Source organism: Limnospira sp. PMC 1279.21, assembly GCF_032349615.1.
GTDB classification, from domain to species: domain Bacteria; phylum Cyanobacteriota; class Cyanobacteriia; order Cyanobacteriales; family Microcoleaceae; genus Limnospira; species Limnospira fusiformis.
The window spans coordinates 1-17,855 of the sequence record NZ_JARPLU010000106.1; the positions used below are offsets into that span (position 1 = coordinate 1).

Here is a 17,855-nt window from a genome sequence, read left to right on the forward strand (position 1 = left end):
CGGAACCCAACAACAACATCTCTCAGTTATGTTGGGTTTCACCCAACCTACCCAGGAGGTAAGGCGATCGCCTATTTAGTAGGTTGGGTGGAGGTACGGAACCCAACAACAACATCTCTCAGTTATGTTGGGTTTCACCCTATCAGTGATGTTGGGTTTCACCCAACCTACCCAGTAGTTGGGTTTCACCCAACCTACATGGCTTATATGTCGGGAGGGGAGAAGTCCCTAACAGCCCTCCAGCCTTACCGACCCTCCCCATTTTATGCCTTCGATGAGGTCGATATGTTCTTCGACGGGGCAAATGTGGAACTATTAGCTAAAATGATTAAAGGAGAAGCAGAACAAGCCCAGTTTATTGTGGTTAGTCTGCGTCGCCCAATGATGGAAGCCTCCCAGCAGACCTGGGGTCACACAAGCTAGGGGGGCTTATACTCAGGTTCTGGGTATCAAACTGTAGTAAGTTGACCCGGTAACATATATTTACGTTTGGAATTAAATTTAGCCAAGTATGACATCTGAACATATCCGCCAACGTTCCGATCTTCTCGGCACTCAAGTGATTACCCGCGATCGCGGTAAGCGACTAGGAGTCGTTAGCCAGTTGTGGGTTGATGTGGACCGACGAGAAATTGTAGCCCTGGGGTTGCGAGACAATTTTCTGGCTGTGGCTGGACTCCCTAAATACATCTATCTCAACAGGATCTGTGAGATCGGCGACGTGATCTTGGTGGATAACGACCAGGTTCTTGAAGATGATGTTGATATAGAAGGTTACAGCGATTTGATCAACAGTGAGGTAATTACAGAAACCGGAGAACCCCTCGGACGAGTGCGGGGCTTCCGCTTCGATACCCGTGATGGTAAGCTCGAATCCATTATTATTGCCTCTCTGGGTTTCCCACAAATTCCAGATCAGGTTATTAGTACCTATGAACTTTCCATAGATGCGATCGTTAGTAGTGGTCCGAACCGCTTAATTGTCTTTGAAGGCTCGGAAGATCAACTTCAACAGTTGACGGTCGGTGTTCTGGAACGTCTCGGACTGGGTGAAGCACCCTGGAACCGCGAAGAAGAAGGAATGTATTATCCCCCCACGGTTAAACCTGCTAACCAATTGGGTACTGGTGTTCCTCAAGCACCACCACAACAACAATATCGCACCCCCGCCCCGGTTGAGGAAGCCTGGGAAGAAGAAGAAACCTGGCAAGAGGCGATCGCCCCTCCCCCCGTTAGACAGCCTGAACCAGTTTATGATGATTATGAAGATGATAACTGGGGAGATGCTGAACGAGATGATTATGATGATGCGGAATATGTGCCGATAGAACCGCCCCGCCAAGAACGTCTCTATGCCCGAGAATATCAGTATGAATATGAGGATGATGTGGAGTCTGATGCTTGGGCTGATGATGAAACCCCTAAACCTTATAAAGCCCCCCGTGTCAATATTCCTGACAAAAAGAAAATGCCCGAATATGAGGAAGAACCCGGCGGCTACTAACTAACCTACTCCCACGCTAAATATTCCGATCGTGTCATGGCGTGGGATTCCTATTGGGGGGTTGACAAATTTTGCAAAATGTGGTAGCTATGTAGCGCCAGAGTCTGTTTTTTTAGGGAGACAGGGGCGATCGAAAAATGTTAAGCTGGCAAATGTTTAGTATTTGACTGCATAGTTATTTATGGTTTCAATTCAATTTTCACGGGGAGTTGACGAAGAAGTAATCCCAGATGTGCGATTGACTCGTTCCCGAGATGGTAGCCAAGGAACGGCTACATTTCGTTTCCAAAATCCCAAGGCTTTGGCTGATGATGCGACTGAGGAAATTACTGGGATGTATTTGATTGACGAGGAAGGAGAAATTGTCACTCGTGAAGTTAAGGGAAAATTCATTAATGGTAAAGCTACCGATATTGAGGCGACTTACTTAATGAGAAGCCCTGAAGAGTGGGATAGGTTTATGCGATTTATGGGTCGCTATGCTGAAGAAAACGGTTTACAATTCAATAAGTCCTAACATATCCGGTAGTTATGGAAACTCCCACCGTCATGACTATAGCTTGGCGGCGGGGTTTTCCTCCCTATCCTCCCAACTGTGATTGGTTAAAATTATGTCAGTATACTATGGGCGGACTCGACATATAATTCTTAGATAGCTGATGATAATTTTACGGAAACTATGATCGAAATTCGCCGCCATTCTCCTAACCCTTCTGTTGATGTCCTCAATCTCAGTTACCAAATAGTCACACCAGATGCTAAACCACGACATATATTAGAAGAAATAGTCTGGCAAAAAGAAAAGGAAGTTAGCCAAAAACGCGATCGCCTACCATTACTAGAATTAAGAAAACGGGTGATGGACTTGCCCCCCTGTCGGGATTTTCTGGGGGCGCTAAAAACCTCGGCTACCCGTCCCGCCGTCATCGCAGAAGTGAAAAAAGCCTCCCCTAGTAAAGGCATAATTAGAGAAGATTTTGACTGTGTGGCGATCGCTAAAAGTTACTCACTTGGCGGCGCAAGCTGTATCTCCGTTTTAACTGACGAAAAATTCTTTCAGGGTAGCTTTGAAAACCTCGCGAAAGTCCGCGCCGCCGTAGATCTGCCCCTACTGTGCAAGGATTTCATGATCTACCCCTATCAATTCTATCTAGCACGACTACATGGGGCTGATGCAGTTTTGCTAATTGCAGCCATTTTGTCTGACCAGGATCTGCAATATTTTCTCAAAATTGCTAAGATGCTCACCATGACTGCCCTGGTAGAAGTTCATACCCTCGCGGAACTCGATCGCGTTTTGGCACTTGATGGAGTTAACCTGATTGGCATAAATAACCGCAACCTCTCCGATTTTACCGTAGACCTCAACACCACAACCACCCTATTAGAAAAACGGCGATCGCAAATCAACTCCAGTAATATCCTGGTGGTCAGTGAGTCCGGTTTGCATCAAAGCACCGACCTAGATATTGTACTCCAAGCTGGCGCGGAAGCCGTCTTAATCGGGGAATCCCTGGTTAAACAACCAGATCCTCAAATCGCCCTGCAACAAATGTTAGCTAGAGCTTAAAAGCCAGTAGAATAGTTAGTTCCCCCTAACCTAGTACAAATACGGATAGATACCGCAATGGATGATAAGTTAATGTTGATGATTCCGGGACCAACCCCAGTACCCGAAAAAGCATTACTCGCCCTGGCTAAACACCCCATAGGACACCGCAGCGGTGATTTTAGTCAAATTATGGCGGAGGTACAAGAAAACCTCAAATGGCTACACCAAACCCAAAATGATGTCTTAATCCTTACCGCCAGCGGGACTGGTGCAATGGAAGCGGGAATTATTAATTTCCTCAAACGTGGCGATCGCGTTTTATGTGGTTGTAACGGTAAATTTGGCGATCGCTGGGCGGAAGTCGCTACAGCATACGGGTTAAATGTAGAAATCATTTCCGCTGAATGGGGACAACCCCTAGACCCCGAAAAATTCCGCGAAGTCCTCGAAGCCGACACCGAAAAGCAAATTAAAGCAGTCATTATCACCCACAGCGAAACCTCAACCGGGGTTCTCAATGACCTGGAAACCATCAACCGCCACGTCAAAAACCACGGGGAAGCCCTAATTATTGTTGATGCAGTCACCAGTTTAGGCGCTGTTAATCTTCCTATTGATGAATGGGGATTAGATGTGGTAGGGTCCGGTTCCCAAAAGGGTTATATGATTCCCCCAGGACTAGCTTTTGTCTCTGTCAGTCCTAAAGCATGGGAAGCCTACAAAACCGCTGACCTACCCCGCTATTACTTCGACCTGGGACCATACCGGAAAACCGCAGCTAAAAATACTAACCCCTTTACCCCCCCGGTTAATCTGTTTTATGCACTCCAGGTGAGTTTGCAAATGATGAAAGCCGAGGGGTTAGAGAATATTTTTGCCCGTCATCATCGCTTAATGACCATGACACGGGATGCCGTCAAAGGCCTGAATTTGCCCCTATTTGCCCCCGATCATGCTGCTAGTCCCGCTATAACTGCGGTTTGCCCTCCTGAGTCTATAGACGCGGAAAAGGTGCGCTCTATCATGCGAAAACAGTTTGATATCGTTTTGGCTGGAGGACAAGATCACCTCAAGGGTAAAATCTTCCGTATTGGGCATTTGGGTTTTGTTTGCGATCGCGATATTCTTTGTGCGATCGCCGCCTTAGAAACTACCCTCCAACAGTTGAACTAAAATAAAGTTTGACAGTTAAAGCGCCATCATAGCCAGAAACTGGGTTTCTATGACCATCTTGGTGAGACCATCAAAAACCTAGAAACCCCGTTTCTGCTTTTAGATCTCAATAAGCTGTTGCCAGCCAATCAAAGATTTTCTCAAGTTGTTCAAGGGTCACAAGTCCATATTGCCAAAGTGTCATCGATAGGGGACTTGGATCAGGATACTTATGTTTCTCTTCTGACCGCTTATGTACCCTCTGTGCCGCCTCAATAGAAGCCTGGGAAATTGATAATTCTTCTGTTAAAAAATTCAGAAATTGTGCATATTTTGTGGGTGTCAATTTTGGTTTCACCTCCTAGATAGTAGACACCACCTGATCTGTCTGTTGACTTCGCAAAGAAATCCAAATCTATGGCTGTTGTATACGTTGATTAAGCAACTAGCGCAAAGCATACCCACCCCTTAGCACCAGGGGTAAAAGCCCACCAGTACCGTAAGCCGGGTTCACTGCTACGAACCTACATCGGTCTCTAATTAAATTCCGCAAGATTTGAAAATCACGGCGGACTTTCATTGGTGAGGTAGCAGGATCTTGATATCTTCCGCTCTACAAACTAACCGAATTAAGCGGCTGATTCTGCTACGGGTTCCGTTGATTGATTAAGTCGGATATTTGCCATATCCCTAACAGAAGTTAGACCCTATCAATCACTAGAATCATGCACCAATAAGCGTGCATATAATGAGTTGACCATCCTTAATTTGTGGATTGAAGCGCAACTCGAGCAGACCTCTGGTGACAACAGCTTATTGCTGCTACTTGAGGACAGCCAGGACCTCCGCTCGCTTCTCACACCTAACTATTGTAGAACTGAGGTGTTGACTGAAAAGGCAACAAAACAATCTACTAGGAACGGTATCATATCACATAAATCTGAATTTGGGTAAAAATTTGATGTCGGCTTGGAGATTTCTGTAAACTTTGATGCAATTGCGCCAAATTCTCAGACCTAGGCTAGGACCACGGGAATCAAGAAAAACCAATTGATGGCTAATTCCTGATATCCTAATCATCGCAGTATCGTGGACCTACCTGAACTATGCCTTCCCCCCAACCTCGGAAACGATTTGCTCAACATTGGCTACGCAGTCGTGCGACCCTGAACCATATCCTAGAAGCTGCGGATCTATCTCTGGGCGATCGCATCTTGGAAATTGGACCGGGAACAGGTATATTAACAGAACGGCTACTCCCCAAGGTCAGCTCAGTGGTAGCTGTGGAAATTGACCGCGATCTTTGTGTTCAACTAGCCAAAAAATTTGGCAAAATCGATAACTTCCTATTGCTACAAGGAGATATCCTCAACTTCGACCTGAATGGATACCTGAGCGGATTTCCCAAATTCCAAAACCCCAATAAGGTAGTGGCGAATATTCCCTATAATATTACCGGACCAATCATCGAAGGGTTACTGGGAACTATTGCTAAACCGGCAGTTAAACCCTTTGATGCGATCGTGCTACTGGTACAGAAAGAAGTAGGCGCGCGCCTCTGTGCTAAACCCAGTTCCAAAGCCTTTGGAGCCTTATCAGTCAGAGTCCAATATTTAGCCGAATGTGACTGGATCTGTCATGTCCCCGCCACAGCCTTTTATCCGCCCCCTAAAGTCGATTCAGCCGTAGTCCGCCTGCGTCCTCGTCCCATAGCATCCCCCGCCCAAAACCCCCAACTTCTTGAGACCCTAGTTAAATTAGGATTTTCTACCCGTCGCAAAATGTTACGCAATAACCTCAAAAGCCAGGTAGAACCGCAAACATTAAACCAACTGCTGGAAACATTAGACATCAACCCCCAAGTCCGCGCAGAAGACCTCAGCCTACAACAATGGGTTCAACTCAGTAATTTGCTATTAGCCCCTCAATAATCAATGGTAAACTTGCCTTGTGTTACCTTACACTACTACTAATGCGTTCTGTCACCTTAATTGCTCCCGCCAAGATTAATTTGTATTTAGAAATTATCGGATCGCGCCCCGATGGTTTCCACGAACTCGCTATGGTCCTGCAAACTATCAGTTTAAGCGATCGCATTACCATTAACCCTATTGGTATAGATGCCATTACCATTCGCTCCAACGACCCTAGCCTCCCCAACGACCATAGTAACCTCGCCTATCGCGCAGCAGCCTTGATGGTTAAACAATTCCCCGATATGATGGCGCGTTATGGCGGTATCGAAATCGAAATTAACAAACGAATACCCGTAGCCGCCGGACTCGCGGGCGGTTCCAGCAATGCGGCGGCGGTGTTGGTAGGTTTAGATTTAATCTGGGATCTCGGTTTAACCCAAGATGAACTACAAACCCTAGGCGCTGAAATTGGTTCTGATGTTCCCTTCTGTATCAGTGGCGGAACAGCCCTAGCTACCGGACGGGGAGAGGTACTATCACCCTTGCTGAATTTAGATAACTTATATGTGGTCCTCGCTAAGTTCCGTAATATCGCTATATCCACCCCTTGGGCTTATCAAACCTACCGCCAGCAGTTCAGCAGTTCATACATTTCTGAAGCCGATGATCTGAAAAGTCGTCAGCAACGGGTGCATTCAGGACCTATGGTAGCAGCTATTATGAAACGTGATGGGGCTAAAATTGGTCAGTTGTTGCACAATGATTTAGAGAAAGTCGCTTTACCTGAATATCCCCAAGTCGCAGACCTGCGAGATGCGTTTATCGCACAAGGAGTTTTGGGCGCGATGATGTCTGGTTCCGGTCCGACCGTATTCGCTTTAGTGGAGAGTCAGGCGGAAGCTGACCGGGTTTCCGATGCTGTCCAAAATCAAATCGCTAATCAGAATTTATTATTGTGGACTACTAAATTTGTCTCCACAGGTATTCATTTGGCTGAATCTTAAACTTGCCTATTTTTTGAGAGTGCATCAATTATGTCTGATCTGCCTGAAAAATCATCAATTTCTACTTCTGATTCCGGCGACCAGTCTCGCCGTGATTTATCGCCGGATTTATCATCAGTCAACCCCTTTCAGGTGCTGATGGGAGGATTGTTTTCTGGGGGTTTTGCGATCGCCATGTATTCCCTAACAGCAGCGATCGCTCACACTTTTGCCAACCAAAACATCTATTCCGATAATCGAACCGCCCTGCAAATTTCCATAGCCATTCGCACCTTAGTAATTGGGGGTGCTGCCTTAGTTACCGGAATATTTACCATCGCCTCTTTGGGTTTATTAGCCTTAACCGTCCAAGTCTTATTTGTCCGATTAACCCAAAAAAATTCCGCCTCTGAAAAATAGCGAACAGTGGAGACAGTCAACCCCTGGTCTCCACCGATTTCGCCTTACTTAATTATACCTTACACAAAGGCAGCACGACCCGCGAACTTAGCAGCCTTTCCTAAGTCTCGCTCAATGCGTAGCAGTTGGTTAAATTTAGCCGTCCGTTCACCGCGACAACCCGAACCAGTTTTGATTTTACCTGTGCAAGTTGCCACCACCAAATCCGAGATAGTAGTATCTTCCGTTTCTCCTGAACGGTGGGACACAAAGCACTTGTAATTATGTTTTTTCGCCAACTCAATTGTATCTAAAGTTTCCGTTAAAGTCCCAATTTGGTTAACCTTAATCAGAATTGAATTAGCAATTCCGGCTTGAATACCCTCTGCCAAAATAGCCGGGTTAGTACAGAATAAATCATCCCCCACCAGTTCCACCTTATCACCAATGGAATTAGTTAGCACTTTCCAACCATCCCAATCATTTTCTCCCATACCATCTTCTATGGAAATAATCGGGTATTGATTAGCCCAACTTTTCCACAATTCCGCCATTTCTTCAGGAGTCTTAGTAGATTGATCTGATTTGAAAAACAGATATTTACCATCTTTCCACAATTCCGAAGTGGCTGGGTCGAGACAGATGGAAATATCCTCACCTGGCTTATATCCCGCCGCCGTAATCGCCTCTAAAATACACTCAACCGCCTCATCATTAGATTTTAAGTTAGGCGCAAATCCACCCTCGTCGCCAATTCCAGTGCTTAATCCTTTCTTTTTCAACAGCGATTTAAGACTATGGAAAGTTTCCACACCCATACGGATAGATTCCGCAAAATTGGGGGCATTATGGGGAGCAATCATAAACTCCTGGAAATCAACAGTATTGTCGGCGTGAACCCCACCGTTAATTACATTCATGCAAGGAACGGGCAATACACAAGCGTTGCTGCCCCCTAAATACCTATATAGGGGAATTCCTAAGTAATTAGCAGCCGCGCGCGCTACGGCTAAGGAAACCGCTAAAATTGCATTAGCCCCCATTTGGGATTTGTTGGGTGTGCCGTCCAGTTCAATCATGGTTAAATCAATTAACCGCTGTTGGGTGACATCCATACCAACTAAAGCCGGGGCTATACGATTATTGACATTTTCAACGGCTTTTAGAACCCCTTTGCCGCCATAGCGTTTCGGGTCGCCGTCTCGTAATTCTGCTGCTTCTTTTTCTCCCGTTGAAGCGCCAGAGGGAACTAAGGCACTCCCACGGGTTCCGTCCTCTAAAATTACTTCGGCTTCCACGGTGGGGTTCCCACGAGAATCAAGAATCTCGCCAGCAATAATTTCGTCAATGTACATTAATTTCTCCTTAATTGATTAAGATGGTTTGATGGTTAATGAGGTAGTTTAACCGGATTGGTTAGTGGTTTGCCTTCCTCAAATTCACTAATATTCGCCATGGTGGTTTCGGCAATGGCAGTTAGGGCATTTTGGGTAAAAAATGCCTGATGACCTGTAATCACAACATTCTGGAAAGATTGGAGTAGCTGAAATGTATCATCTTGGATAATTTCATCGGACCAATCTTCAAAGAAAAGTGTTTCCTCTTGTTCATACACATCAATTCCCAAGTAGCCAATTATCCCGGATTTTATCCCTTCAATGACAGAAACTGTATCAACCAGAGGTCCGCGACTGGTGTTGATTAACATGACCCCTCGCTTCATTTGAGCGATCGCATTTTGGTTAATAATGTGATGGGTTTCTGGTAATAAGGGACAGTGCAGAGAGATAATATCTGACTGTGAAAACAGTTCCGGCAAATCTACATATCGGGCATCTCCTAACTTGATAAAATCATCGTTAGGGTAGGCATCATAACCCAAAAGATGACAGCCAAAACCGTGCATAATCTGAGCGAAAATCATCCCGATTTTGCCAGTGCCAATCACGCCAACGGTAGTACCATGTAGGTCAAAACCTAGTAAACCATTCAGGGTAAAGTTATCTTCCCGGACTCGGTTATAGGCTTTGTGCAGTTTCCGGTTTAATGTAAGGATTAAACCCACAGTATGTTCAGCTACTGAATATGGTGAATAAGCTGGAACCCTAACTACAGAAATACCTACTTCTTCTGCTGTTTTCAGGTCAACATTATTAAATCCAGCACAGCGCAGGGCTATTAATTTAGTGCCATTGGCTGCTAAGGTTTTTAGGGTGGTGGCATCTACTTCATCATTCACAAAAACGCAAACAACCGGAAAACCAGCGGCTAAGGAGGCGGTTTTCGCCCTTAACCTGGTTTCAAAGTAAACTAACTCATGGGGACTTCCTCCTTGGGCATTAGCCGCATCAAAGAATTTAGTATCGTAGGGCTGGCTACCAAAAACAGCAACTTTCATAGTCAAGTTATAAACCTCTTCAACAATTGTCCCTACTAGCTTACCAGGCGATCGCCCTAACTTGGTTGCTTACTTGACCGTATTATATGGGATAGGTCAAGGTATTGAACTTAAAAAAAGATTAAGAAAATCTCTATTGAGCAGAAATTTTGTAGGCAAATCTTGATAGTATTATTGATGATTTGGGAGTCCGATCTTATTTCGGACAGTAATTAATACTAAAGCCGCCAAGATACAACCTATAGCATAATAAAGAAAGTCCCACCAATCAAAGGTAGTTCCTAATAGGAGTTTCCCGATAATATGCGATCGCATCATAGCTAAAATTGGCGGATTCCACAATTGCAGAAATTCCAAAATTGAGGTAACAATAAATACCCCCACCGCTACGGATATGGGGGAAAGATGCGGCCAGATTAATGCCACTAACCACACCCAAAACATCTCATAAAATATCGAGGATACGGAATCGTTAATCCACCCATCAAATGGCCCGCTATAAAATTTACTAAACCAGCCAATGGGAATCACAATTATTAAACACATCAAGATTATTAAGCGATAGCGTTTCATGATTATTTAACTTCTAAATTTTCGGTTTCCACAGTAAAAGCAGAGTTGCTGCCATCCTCAATAGATAAAGATTGAATCTGGGATGCAATTACCTCTATTTGTACCTCGCTAAGATTGACAGTAGCATCAAGTTCATCAATAATATCCTGAGCATTTTCGGTCATATATCTAATCTGTTCCAGGATTTCTTCTTTATAGGCTTCTAGGTTTTGGCAACAGGCTTTAACCTGTTGTGCTTGTCGGAAAAACCAGACTAAAATTGTGATTGATATGGTACTAGGAATTAACACGGCTATCAATATCCATGTATTCAAAAAAGGATTTAACCGTTTCCTGGTATGGTTAACTTCTTTCTGAATTAAAAAGCGTTGACTCGCGGAGTTACGGTTAATAAAAGAGGGATTTTGCGCCCAGATATCTGTCGGGTTTAATTCCTGAATTTCTGACGGTATAGCTGCGGATGATACCCCCGAACAACCCATCAATAACAGCCATCCTGCCACCATATAGAGATAGGTTTTAGTCAAATTTATCATATTTAGTCAATCTCCCAATACCTAACTTTAATTATTTAGTTTTCAGCAATTGTTGAAATCTTTGTTCCTGACAAATGCCGGCAAAATCAGGTTCTTGTTGAGCAAACTTTTGCACGGCATCTGGGTTAATCCGCAGGGCGCGTTTAAGGTTTTCGATCGCCAATTCTCGATTCCCCGTGAGGGCATAGCAACGAGCCTTATTGTACCAGATTTTATAAAAATTAGGACGAATTTTAGCAGCCTGATTATAAGAAGCGATCGCCTCGTCATACTGTTCCAAATTCATCAAGGCTTGACCGCGATTATTCCAAGCATCTAAATAATCAGGTTTTAAAGCGAGCGCCCGGTCATAGGAAAAAATCGCGGCTTGATAATAATTAAGTTTCCCTAAAGCCACCCCACGATTACTCCAAGCATCAGGATAATCTGTGCGAATTTGGATGGCTTTTTCATAGGAAGCGATCGCCTCTTGATAGCGCTTGAGTTTGGTTAACACCACCCCTCGATTATTCCAAACTTCCGCCAAATTAGGCTCAAGTTTTAACGCCTGATTATAAGCATCTACTGCCGATTCTAATTGATTTGACAAAAATAACTTTTCTGCCTGTTTAGCCAGCTCATGAGCCTCAGCTATGATGCGATCACGACTAGGGGTTTCCGGTTCTTTTTCCTTATCCTCAGAAGTCTCAGCCGTCTCAGGAGTCTGAGAATTAGAATCATCAGATATCCCAGCGGAATTATTAGCGATCGCGTTTTGGGTAGTCTCCGAGACTGGCGAGACTAGGGAATCATCAGTCTCCGACTCAGGGACTTGAATCATAGTTTGCACCTTGAGACTCTCGATAGCTTCATCAGCCTTAGTAGTATTTTGTTCCAATTGATAGAGAGTATTTCTCGCCTCATTAATACTCTGTTCAATTTGACCAATAGCATCAGCTTTCAGGCTCTCAATTTCTTGCTGAACAATAAATACTTGATCCGTCAACTTAGACAGCAAAAACCAGACTCCCACCCCCGCGATAGTTGGGAGCAAAAATAGGAACACTAGCACTAAATTCAATAAAGCCAGAGTGCGGCGAAAAGAACTATCTACCTCAGTTTGAACACGATCGCGCAATTCCCAGTCCGACTCAGTTACCGCCTGAGCTACAATGTGGGAACTCGACCTAGACCCGTCCCACTGTAGAGGTTCCACAAAAATTGTAGTCGTACCCAAAGATAGTAGAATAGGAATCACAGCTAAACTAGCTTGTTGTTGTGGGATACGATGCTTGATAGTTCCCCCCGGTAGGGAGAAAATGGGAACTTGTCGAGAACTCCGCGTCATAAGTTACTAAGCCAATGCTGGTTAAAATGCTGAAATCTTATCATGTGTTGTGTCGGGGTTCAGGAGACTGGCTAGATGTCTGATTGGATCGAAATTGGTAAAATTGTAGCTGCTCAGGGTTTAGATGGCGAGATGCGGGTATATCCAAATTCTGACTTCCCGGAAAGATTTATCGAACCCGGAACCCGCTGGCTACAAAAACCCGGACAAAATGAACCATCACCCGTAGAACTTCTGGGGGGGAGGTTTATTCCTGGAAAAGGACTCTATGCTATTGAAATGGTAGGGGTGGAAACCCGCGAACAAGCGGAAGCCTTGCGGGATAGTCGCCTATTCATTCAATATGGCGCGCGCCCCCATTTAGACGATAATGAGTTTTATGTATTAGACCTGATTGGCTTAGAAGTCTTTAATCAAGACACCCAAGACATGATCGGTACAGTTATTGATGTCATCCCCGCCGGAAATGACTTGTTAGAGGTCCAGTTAAATTTTACCCCCACCGAGGAAGACCTCGCCGCCGATACTGAACGACAAGCCAAACTACAGAACATTCCCAAAAACAAACGACGCAAGCGCCATTTCCCAACCAAAGCCAAGCAACCCAAAACCTTATTAATTCCCTTTGTTAAGGAGATCGTCCCCGTTGTGGATTTAGAGAATCGCCGTTTGGAAATCACCCCTCCCCAAGGCTTAATCGAATCGCAAACATAGCCCCCCTCGAATATTATCAGGTAATACTAGAGACCAAGTAGGCCTTGGCTCCAGGGCTGTGGGCAATTCATTAATTATCAATTGTTCGTTTCCGACGCTTCCCTTTATTGTCAATATAGCGCTGTACTTGTTCCCGAGATGTAACCCAAGCATCAATAGTATTATCCCAGGTAAATTCTATGTAATGTCGCTTCCTAATAGTCTGCACTCGCTGAAACGAAACATTAAGAATGCGGGCTACATCAGCCTGTCGTAGACTATTACTAGGCTGTGATAAATTAGCCTTAACAGTTTTGACATCTTTGAGAGAATCCAAAGAACTTAACTTATGTTGCATCAAATTAATCGAGATGGCGGAAGGTTGAGAATGTCCATTTTCCCAGCGGTTAATAGTTTGTGCAGATACACCCAGAAATTCCGCCAGTTCAGCTTGGGATAACTCTAAATCTCCCCGGAGTTGACGAAGCAGTTGGGGGATATCCTGTAAATTTTTTTCGGAGAACGATATCGGTTTCATCATCATAGCAGGTGTGGGATGGAGCAATTGGAGCATAGGTAGGCTGACAGCTAAGTAATTGGCAGCCCTTATATTCAGGTTAGGATAAATTCCCAGAAACACCAACAGTAATTTCTCGGACATTTCTCGAATTTTGAAGACCAATCACTGCTAAGATGTCCGTAAAAATACGGAGATTTTGATTGGCAAAAGCGATCGCATTAATGAAAACACCCCTCAATGCCCCATCTGACAACGCCCCCAGGCCTGTGAAAATTACCATCATTCCCGAAAATGGCGATTAATATTGGGCATTTTCGAGTAATACTTCAACCTTGCTTTAAAATGAGTTCTGGACTTGCAGACTGACTATATTGAAAAAATTATGCCTGTTCTTCGCTATTTGATGGCTGTGGGAGTGAGTGGAGCAATTGTGTTGTTCAATGTTGGGCAGGGAGAAGCAGTGCCTTCGCCTGTTGAGTCCCAGGATAGCTCATCTGACCATCCTCTAACTCAAGAATCAACTCTCAAGCAAAAACCAACCAAATTTGTAGCCTCACCAACTGATCAAACCCCCATTACTGACCATGAACCTAACGACACTAGCCTTGTAGCTGGTCAAATTGACGCACAGACTCCAGAATTGTCTTCCCATGACACCATTGGAGAAACCTTGAGTAACGACGGGTTCATGGAAACCCCCCCCAACCTGCTGGGAAAATATGAGGCTAAGTCTCCTAACCATGATGGGTTAGCCTTAGAATCAGTAGACTTACCGGGAAAATATGAGGCTAAGTCTCCTAACCATGATGCGATCGCCCCCTCAACTGATGTAAACTCGGCCACAGAGGTATCTTCCGAAAGCCCCTCACAAGAAGTGGCTATCAGTAACAATTCTCATGGTCAATCGGCGATCGCAAATAATCTGACAGCACCAGTACAACTGTCCCAAGTAGATACACCAGAAATTCAAATCCCCGACTTGACACCCCCTACCGAGCCATACCCCCCAAGGTATCCAGATGGAACCCTACGCACAGAACCACCTTCAATAGTTTTACCCAGCAGTAACCCCCTGTATTTTCCTACCCAACCTGGGGAAGTAGAAATCGAAGAAACCGTTCCCATTACCCTAGAACAAGCATTTGATTTGGTGCGGCGCAACAGCCCAGAAATCCAAGTTCTACAACTCCAGGTTGAGCAAAATCTCGCGGGGTTGCGAGTTGCTCAATCAGAACTGTTCCCTTCCCTATCATTCACCTCCAGCTTGACCCGTTCCGAAACAGCAGGAGCCACCATATCCACCCGCGCCCAAAATCGTCGGATTCGCAATCAACGTCGTCAAGCCGCCGCCAGAGGTGAAATTGACACAACCCCCTTTCAGATCCCCTTTGGATCTACCAGCTTTGATAACTCCCTGCAAATTCAATATGATTTTGGTTTAAGTGGAGCCAGAGGATCGCGAATTAGAGAAGCCGAACAGCAACTGCGAGCCGCAGAGTTAGAACTCGAACGGGTGATTGAAGAAAGTTATCTTAGCGTCGCCCAAACCTACTATAACCTACAAGCCTCCGATGCGGAAGTCGAAATTCAGCGCGCCGCTGTTCGCAATGCTCAAAAAAGTTTGGAGGATGCAGAAGCCCTCGAACGCGCTGGGGTGGGTACTCGGTTTGAGGTTTTACAGGCTCGTGTTACCCTCGCCAGCACCCAGCAGGATTTGACTAACGCTATTAGCACCCAAAGAACATCTCGGCGCAATCTCGCTAGCCTATTAAATGTCAGTCAAAATGTCAATTTAGTGGCAGCAGACCCGATATCCTTGGCGGGAACTTGGGAATTTACCCTCAATGAAACTATCATCCTCGCCTATAGGAATCGCCCCGAGTTGGAAACACAGTTAGTTAACCGTAATCTAGCTGCAGAAAGACGCAGACAGGCTTTATCTGCAACTCGACCTAATTTAACTGGTTCCGCTAGTTATAACGTTCTTGGACAGCTTTCTGATGACGCTAATCGCTTTGCGGCTCAGGGTTGGGCTGATGGTTATAATGTTCAACTACAGCTACGTTGGAATTTCTTTGATGGGGGTGCGGCTAGGTCTAGGGCTAGACAACAGGAACTTGGTATAGCGATCGCTGAAGAACGCTTTTCCCAAACCCGCAACCAGATCCGCCGAGAAATTGAAGAGGCTTTCTTTAACCTACAAGCTAGTTTTGAGAACATTGGAGTTGCTAACTTAGGCGTTGAGGAGGCTACAGAAGCTCTCCGATTGGCTAGACTCCGTTTCCAAGCTGGTGTCGGTACTCAAACTGATGTCATTAACCAAGAAACTAGCCTCACTCGCGCCCAAAACCAGTTACTCAGAGCAATTATTGGTTATAACCGCGCTCTGGCTCAATTGAGGCGATTTGTTAGCAATCTCCCCGATAATATCCTTCAAGATCAACCTTAACTGCAATTCACTTGTCCAAGGATGTCGGTTTCCCCAAAAACGGATTATTTGGTAGACACTTTGGGAAACTTCCTTTCCTCAAAGCCTTGTCCGATCACAACAAAATCTCTGTCAACCTAACCTTCCTAGATTCAAAAATTCATCATGGCTAACATCAATTTTGTCAACGAAAACCGCGAAGTTATTGCCGCTGATGGCGCAAATCTCCGACTCAAAGCTATGGAAAATCAGATTGATTTGTATACCTTAAAGGGAAAACTCCTCAACTGTGGCGGCTACGGTCAATGTGGTACTTGTATTGTGGAAGTGGTTGAGGGTATGGAAAATCTCTCCCCTAAAACTCCGGTGGAAGAACGAATGCTCAAGAAAAAACCTGATACCTACCGCTTGGCTTGTCAAACTACTGTTAATGGCCCGGTAAGTGTTAGAACTAAACCTAAATAGATCCGTTTAAACTTACCGGGACTCTGTTCCCTACAATTGGGCGATCGCTATTTGATTTCGTTTGATCTTAATGTTTTCTTAATGGCGATCGCTACTCTGTACTACTAAAACCGAACAGGGGGCGCGATGAACCACAAAGTTGCTCACACTTCCCAGCAACGCCTCAATTACCCCCTCGTATCCCCTGCGTCCTACCACGATTAGATCCGCATTCCAGTCTTTGGCTATTTGACAAATGCACCGCCCCGCATCCCCCATTTTCCAATTCCAGTCAGCAGTGATATTCTGGTCCGTAGCACGACGAGTACAACTTGTTAGCCAACTGCGGATCTGGTCCAGTTCACTCTCTAGCCGATCCTGCATAATTCGCGAGTAACGAGCAATATTAGTCGCATGAAGATCGCTAAAACCATAGGGGTCCGGTTCGCTCACCTCCAGGCGGTGAAAAATCATTAGTTCCGCTGAGTTGTTTTGCGCTAGTTCCATCGCCTGCTCTAAAACCAGTTCGCTATGATTCGATCTATCTAGCGCTACTAAAATCCTATGATATGCCATGATTCAACTCCCTTTGATATTGATACCCTACTTCTCAAGGGCTATCGCTCAAGGGTTCTGGCTCATTGTTTCCCTCTTTCGTCTTCCTGAAGCAATTTAACAGGAATCTCACACCCGACTCCGTTACTCATCATCTATAAGATTTCTGAAACTAAGTCTTGGGGAAAACACTAGACGGGTACACCCTATAACAACCCTACAGAGGCAGGAAAAATAACCGATTTTCAATTCAATTAGGGGTCGAGATAGACCTACCCCTCCAATTTAAAAGGTGTGCGTGAAAGTTTCCCTTCACACGGCTCCTAGTTTGATTGCTCCTCTGTTAAGGACACAGCATCAGCCTCATCTAGGGCTGTTTTGTCATCGCGGGTGTGGCGGTGTAATAGCTGAAGGTTCTTGTACTCATCTTTACCACCCTGGCTTCGAGGTACAATGTGGTCTACCTCAACTAAATCTGATGGGGTGAAGTATTGCCCACACCAGGCACACTTACCTTTTTGCTTTTTGAGTAGTTTGGCTACTCTTGTCGGTGTATCGATTGCTTGTCCTTTTCTGGTTGCCCAGTAAGTCCAATTTCCGTCGTATGGCGTCGCGTCCGGGCGAACTAGCGTGTGTCTGACCAATGGAGTCCAATCATGTTGCCATAATGTGAGTCCATCTCTGGTTTGAAATAACCAAGTTTCCTGTCTTTCTTTTCCATTGCTAAGTTTAATTTTTCCACGTTTGAAGTAGTTTCCTAACTTATCGTGGTTTGCCTTTCCGCATCTTGAAGCTGTCCATGCCCTTAACATTTGCCAGACGGTAGGGGTCGAAAGGAAAGTCACCTTTCCCAACTCCCATTCAAAACCGTGCTC

At 45.1% G+C, this 17,855-nt stretch carries 20 protein-coding genes and 1 pseudogene; 11 read left to right on the forward strand and 10 right to left on the reverse strand.

Going from position 1 to position 17,855, the window contains the following annotated elements; genetic code table 11:
* Nucleotides 1–198: 198 nt before the first annotated feature.
* From P5683_RS15770 to P5683_RS15790, 5 genes and pseudogenes are all read left to right on the forward strand, one after another.
* Nucleotides 199–460: pseudogene (locus P5683_RS15770) on the forward strand (chromosome segregation protein SMC); the annotation flags it as partial.
* Nucleotides 461–511: 51 nt separating this feature from the next.
* Nucleotides 512–1,504 (forward strand): PRC-barrel domain-containing protein, encoded by a 993-nt coding sequence (locus P5683_RS15775; protein WP_006621247.1) that lies wholly within the window; start codon nt 512–514, stop codon nt 1,502–1,504.
* Between the two features lie 181 nt (nt 1,505–1,685).
* Nucleotides 1,686–2,021, forward strand: coding sequence for a photosystem II reaction center protein Psb28 (gene psb28, locus P5683_RS15780; protein ID WP_315640426.1), 336 nt, complete (start codon nt 1,686–1,688; stop codon nt 2,019–2,021).
* Nucleotides 2,022–2,183: 162 nt separating this feature from the next.
* Entirely contained in the window at nt 2,184–3,074 is an 891-nt protein-coding gene (gene trpC / locus P5683_RS15785; protein WP_006669856.1) for an indole-3-glycerol phosphate synthase TrpC, read from the forward strand.
* A gap of 57 nt (nt 3,075–3,131) precedes the next feature.
* Nucleotides 3,132–4,229: an alanine--glyoxylate aminotransferase family protein gene (locus P5683_RS15790; RefSeq protein WP_006621244.1), complete on the forward strand. Its 1,098-nt coding sequence runs from the start codon at nt 3,132–3,134 to the stop codon at nt 4,227–4,229.
* Between the two features lie 106 nt (nt 4,230–4,335).
* Here P5683_RS15790 and P5683_RS15795 read toward each other — a convergent pair whose 3' ends face one another.
* Entirely contained in the window at nt 4,336–4,554 is a 219-nt protein-coding gene (locus tag P5683_RS15795; protein WP_035759814.1) for a DUF2949 domain-containing protein, read from the reverse strand.
* A gap of 760 nt (nt 4,555–5,314) precedes the next feature.
* Here P5683_RS15795 and rsmA point away from each other — a divergent pair.
* From rsmA to P5683_RS15810, 3 genes are read left to right on the forward strand one after another with little or no spacing between them, the layout of a single operon-like run.
* Complete coding sequence (rsmA, locus tag P5683_RS15800; protein WP_315640432.1) at nt 5,315–6,139, forward strand: 16S rRNA (adenine(1518)-N(6)/adenine(1519)-N(6))-dimethyltransferase RsmA; 825 nt, start codon at nt 5,315–5,317, stop codon at nt 6,137–6,139.
* A 41-nt stretch (nt 6,140–6,180) separates the two neighbouring features.
* Nucleotides 6,181–7,128 carry a 4-(cytidine 5'-diphospho)-2-C-methyl-D-erythritol kinase gene (ispE, locus tag P5683_RS15805; protein WP_006621241.1) on the forward strand — a complete coding sequence of 316 codons (948 nt, stop codon included), beginning with the start codon at nt 6,181–6,183 and terminating at the stop codon, nt 7,126–7,128.
* Between the two features lie 30 nt (nt 7,129–7,158).
* Nucleotides 7,159–7,527 carry a DUF3082 domain-containing protein gene (locus P5683_RS15810; protein WP_006621240.1) on the forward strand — a complete coding sequence of 123 codons (369 nt, stop codon included), beginning with the start codon at nt 7,159–7,161 and terminating at the stop codon, nt 7,525–7,527.
* Nucleotides 7,528–7,586: 59 nt separating this feature from the next.
* On the opposite strand, the gene eno is transcribed toward P5683_RS15810, so the two are convergent.
* From eno to P5683_RS15835, 5 genes are all read right to left on the reverse strand, one after another.
* On the reverse strand, nt 7,587–8,861 hold the full coding sequence (eno, locus tag P5683_RS15815) for a phosphopyruvate hydratase (protein WP_006621239.1): 1,275 nt from the start codon (nt 8,859–8,861) through the stop codon (nt 7,587–7,589).
* 35 nt (nt 8,862–8,896) lie between these two features.
* Complete coding sequence (locus P5683_RS15820) at nt 8,897–9,904, reverse strand: 2-hydroxyacid dehydrogenase (protein ID WP_006621238.1); 1,008 nt, start codon at nt 9,902–9,904, stop codon at nt 8,897–8,899.
* Between the two features lie 171 nt (nt 9,905–10,075).
* Complete coding sequence (locus tag P5683_RS15825) at nt 10,076–10,477, reverse strand: DUF2809 domain-containing protein (RefSeq protein ID WP_187758472.1); 402 nt, start codon at nt 10,475–10,477, stop codon at nt 10,076–10,078.
* Between the two features lie 2 nt (nt 10,478–10,479).
* Nucleotides 10,480–11,013: a hypothetical protein gene (locus tag P5683_RS15830; protein WP_006621236.1), complete on the reverse strand. Its 534-nt coding sequence runs from the start codon at nt 11,011–11,013 to the stop codon at nt 10,480–10,482.
* A gap of 31 nt (nt 11,014–11,044) precedes the next feature.
* Nucleotides 11,045–12,340, reverse strand: a complete 1,296-nt coding sequence (locus P5683_RS15835) for a tetratricopeptide repeat protein (protein ID WP_006621235.1) — start codon at nt 12,338–12,340, stop codon at nt 11,045–11,047.
* 75 nt (nt 12,341–12,415) lie between these two features.
* Between P5683_RS15835 and rimM the strand changes: the two genes are divergently transcribed.
* Nucleotides 12,416–13,054: a ribosome maturation factor RimM gene (rimM, locus tag P5683_RS15840; RefSeq protein ID WP_315644953.1), complete on the forward strand. Its 639-nt coding sequence runs from the start codon at nt 12,416–12,418 to the stop codon at nt 13,052–13,054.
* A gap of 70 nt (nt 13,055–13,124) precedes the next feature.
* Here rimM and P5683_RS15845 read toward each other — a convergent pair whose 3' ends face one another.
* On the reverse strand, nt 13,125–13,694 hold the full coding sequence (locus P5683_RS15845; RefSeq protein WP_315644954.1) for a helix-turn-helix domain-containing protein: 570 nt from the start codon (nt 13,692–13,694) through the stop codon (nt 13,125–13,127).
* Nucleotides 13,651–13,836: a hypothetical protein gene (locus tag P5683_RS15850; protein WP_315645495.1), complete on the reverse strand. Its 186-nt coding sequence runs from the start codon at nt 13,834–13,836 to the stop codon at nt 13,651–13,653. Before P5683_RS15850 ends, P5683_RS15845 begins: the two co-directional genes overlap by 44 nt.
* Before the next feature lie 99 nt (nt 13,837–13,935).
* On the opposite strand from P5683_RS15850, the gene P5683_RS15855 reads away from it, so the two are divergent.
* Together P5683_RS15855 and P5683_RS15860 are read left to right on the forward strand one after the other, a co-directional pair.
* Complete coding sequence (locus P5683_RS15855; RefSeq protein ID WP_315644956.1) at nt 13,936–16,002, forward strand: TolC family protein; 2,067 nt, start codon at nt 13,936–13,938, stop codon at nt 16,000–16,002.
* 144 nt (nt 16,003–16,146) lie between these two features.
* Nucleotides 16,147–16,446 (forward strand): 2Fe-2S iron-sulfur cluster-binding protein, encoded by a 300-nt coding sequence (locus P5683_RS15860; protein ID WP_006620154.1) that lies wholly within the window; start codon nt 16,147–16,149, stop codon nt 16,444–16,446.
* Between the two features lie 78 nt (nt 16,447–16,524).
* Here P5683_RS15860 and P5683_RS15865 read toward each other — a convergent pair whose 3' ends face one another.
* The gene (locus P5683_RS15865) at nt 16,525–17,001 is read right to left on the reverse strand and encodes a universal stress protein (RefSeq protein WP_006621229.1); all 477 of its coding nucleotides are present in this window, start codon (nt 16,999–17,001) and stop codon (nt 16,525–16,527) included.
* 302 nt (nt 17,002–17,303) lie between these two features.
* The coding region (locus P5683_RS15870) for an HNH endonuclease (RefSeq protein ID WP_315644957.1) at nt 17,304–17,855 on the reverse strand (552 nt) is incomplete at its 5' end.

Bases quoted from the DNA above. Each gene is read 5' to 3' on its own strand.
- psb28 (WP_315640426.1), top strand. From the start codon at position 1,686: ATGGTTTCAATTCAATTTTCACGGGGAGTTGACGAAGAAGTAATCCCA.
- P5683_RS15845 (WP_315644954.1), bottom strand. From the start codon at position 13,694: ATGTCCGAGAAATTACTGTTGGTGTTTCTGGGAATTTATCCTAACCTG.
- rimM (WP_315644953.1), top strand. From the start codon at position 12,416: ATGTCTGATTGGATCGAAATTGGTAAAATTGTAGCTGCTCAGGGTTTA.
- P5683_RS15835 (WP_006621235.1), bottom strand. From the start codon at position 12,340: ATGACGCGGAGTTCTCGACAAGTTCCCATTTTCTCCCTACCGGGGGGA.
- P5683_RS15775 (WP_006621247.1), top strand. From the start codon at position 512: ATGACATCTGAACATATCCGCCAACGTTCCGATCTTCTCGGCACTCAA.
- P5683_RS15850 (WP_315645495.1), bottom strand. From the start codon at position 13,836: ATGATGGTAATTTTCACAGGCCTGGGGGCGTTGTCAGATGGGGCATTG.
- P5683_RS15860 (WP_006620154.1), top strand. From the start codon at position 16,147: ATGGCTAACATCAATTTTGTCAACGAAAACCGCGAAGTTATTGCCGCT.
- eno (WP_006621239.1), bottom strand. From the start codon at position 8,861: ATGTACATTGACGAAATTATTGCTGGCGAGATTCTTGATTCTCGTGGG.
- trpC (WP_006669856.1), top strand. From the start codon at position 2,184: ATGATCGAAATTCGCCGCCATTCTCCTAACCCTTCTGTTGATGTCCTC.
- P5683_RS15865 (WP_006621229.1), bottom strand. From the start codon at position 17,001: ATGGCATATCATAGGATTTTAGTAGCGCTAGATAGATCGAATCATAGC.
- P5683_RS15790 (WP_006621244.1), top strand. From the start codon at position 3,132: ATGGATGATAAGTTAATGTTGATGATTCCGGGACCAACCCCAGTACCC.
- rsmA (WP_315640432.1), top strand. From the start codon at position 5,315: ATGCCTTCCCCCCAACCTCGGAAACGATTTGCTCAACATTGGCTACGC.
- P5683_RS15855 (WP_315644956.1), top strand. From the start codon at position 13,936: ATGCCTGTTCTTCGCTATTTGATGGCTGTGGGAGTGAGTGGAGCAATT.
- ispE (WP_006621241.1), top strand. From the start codon at position 6,181: ATGCGTTCTGTCACCTTAATTGCTCCCGCCAAGATTAATTTGTATTTA.
- P5683_RS15810 (WP_006621240.1), top strand. From the start codon at position 7,159: ATGTCTGATCTGCCTGAAAAATCATCAATTTCTACTTCTGATTCCGGC.
- P5683_RS15830 (WP_006621236.1), bottom strand. From the start codon at position 11,013: ATGATAAATTTGACTAAAACCTATCTCTATATGGTGGCAGGATGGCTG.
- P5683_RS15825 (WP_187758472.1), bottom strand. From the start codon at position 10,477: ATGAAACGCTATCGCTTAATAATCTTGATGTGTTTAATAATTGTGATT.
- P5683_RS15820 (WP_006621238.1), bottom strand. From the start codon at position 9,904: ATGAAAGTTGCTGTTTTTGGTAGCCAGCCCTACGATACTAAATTCTTT.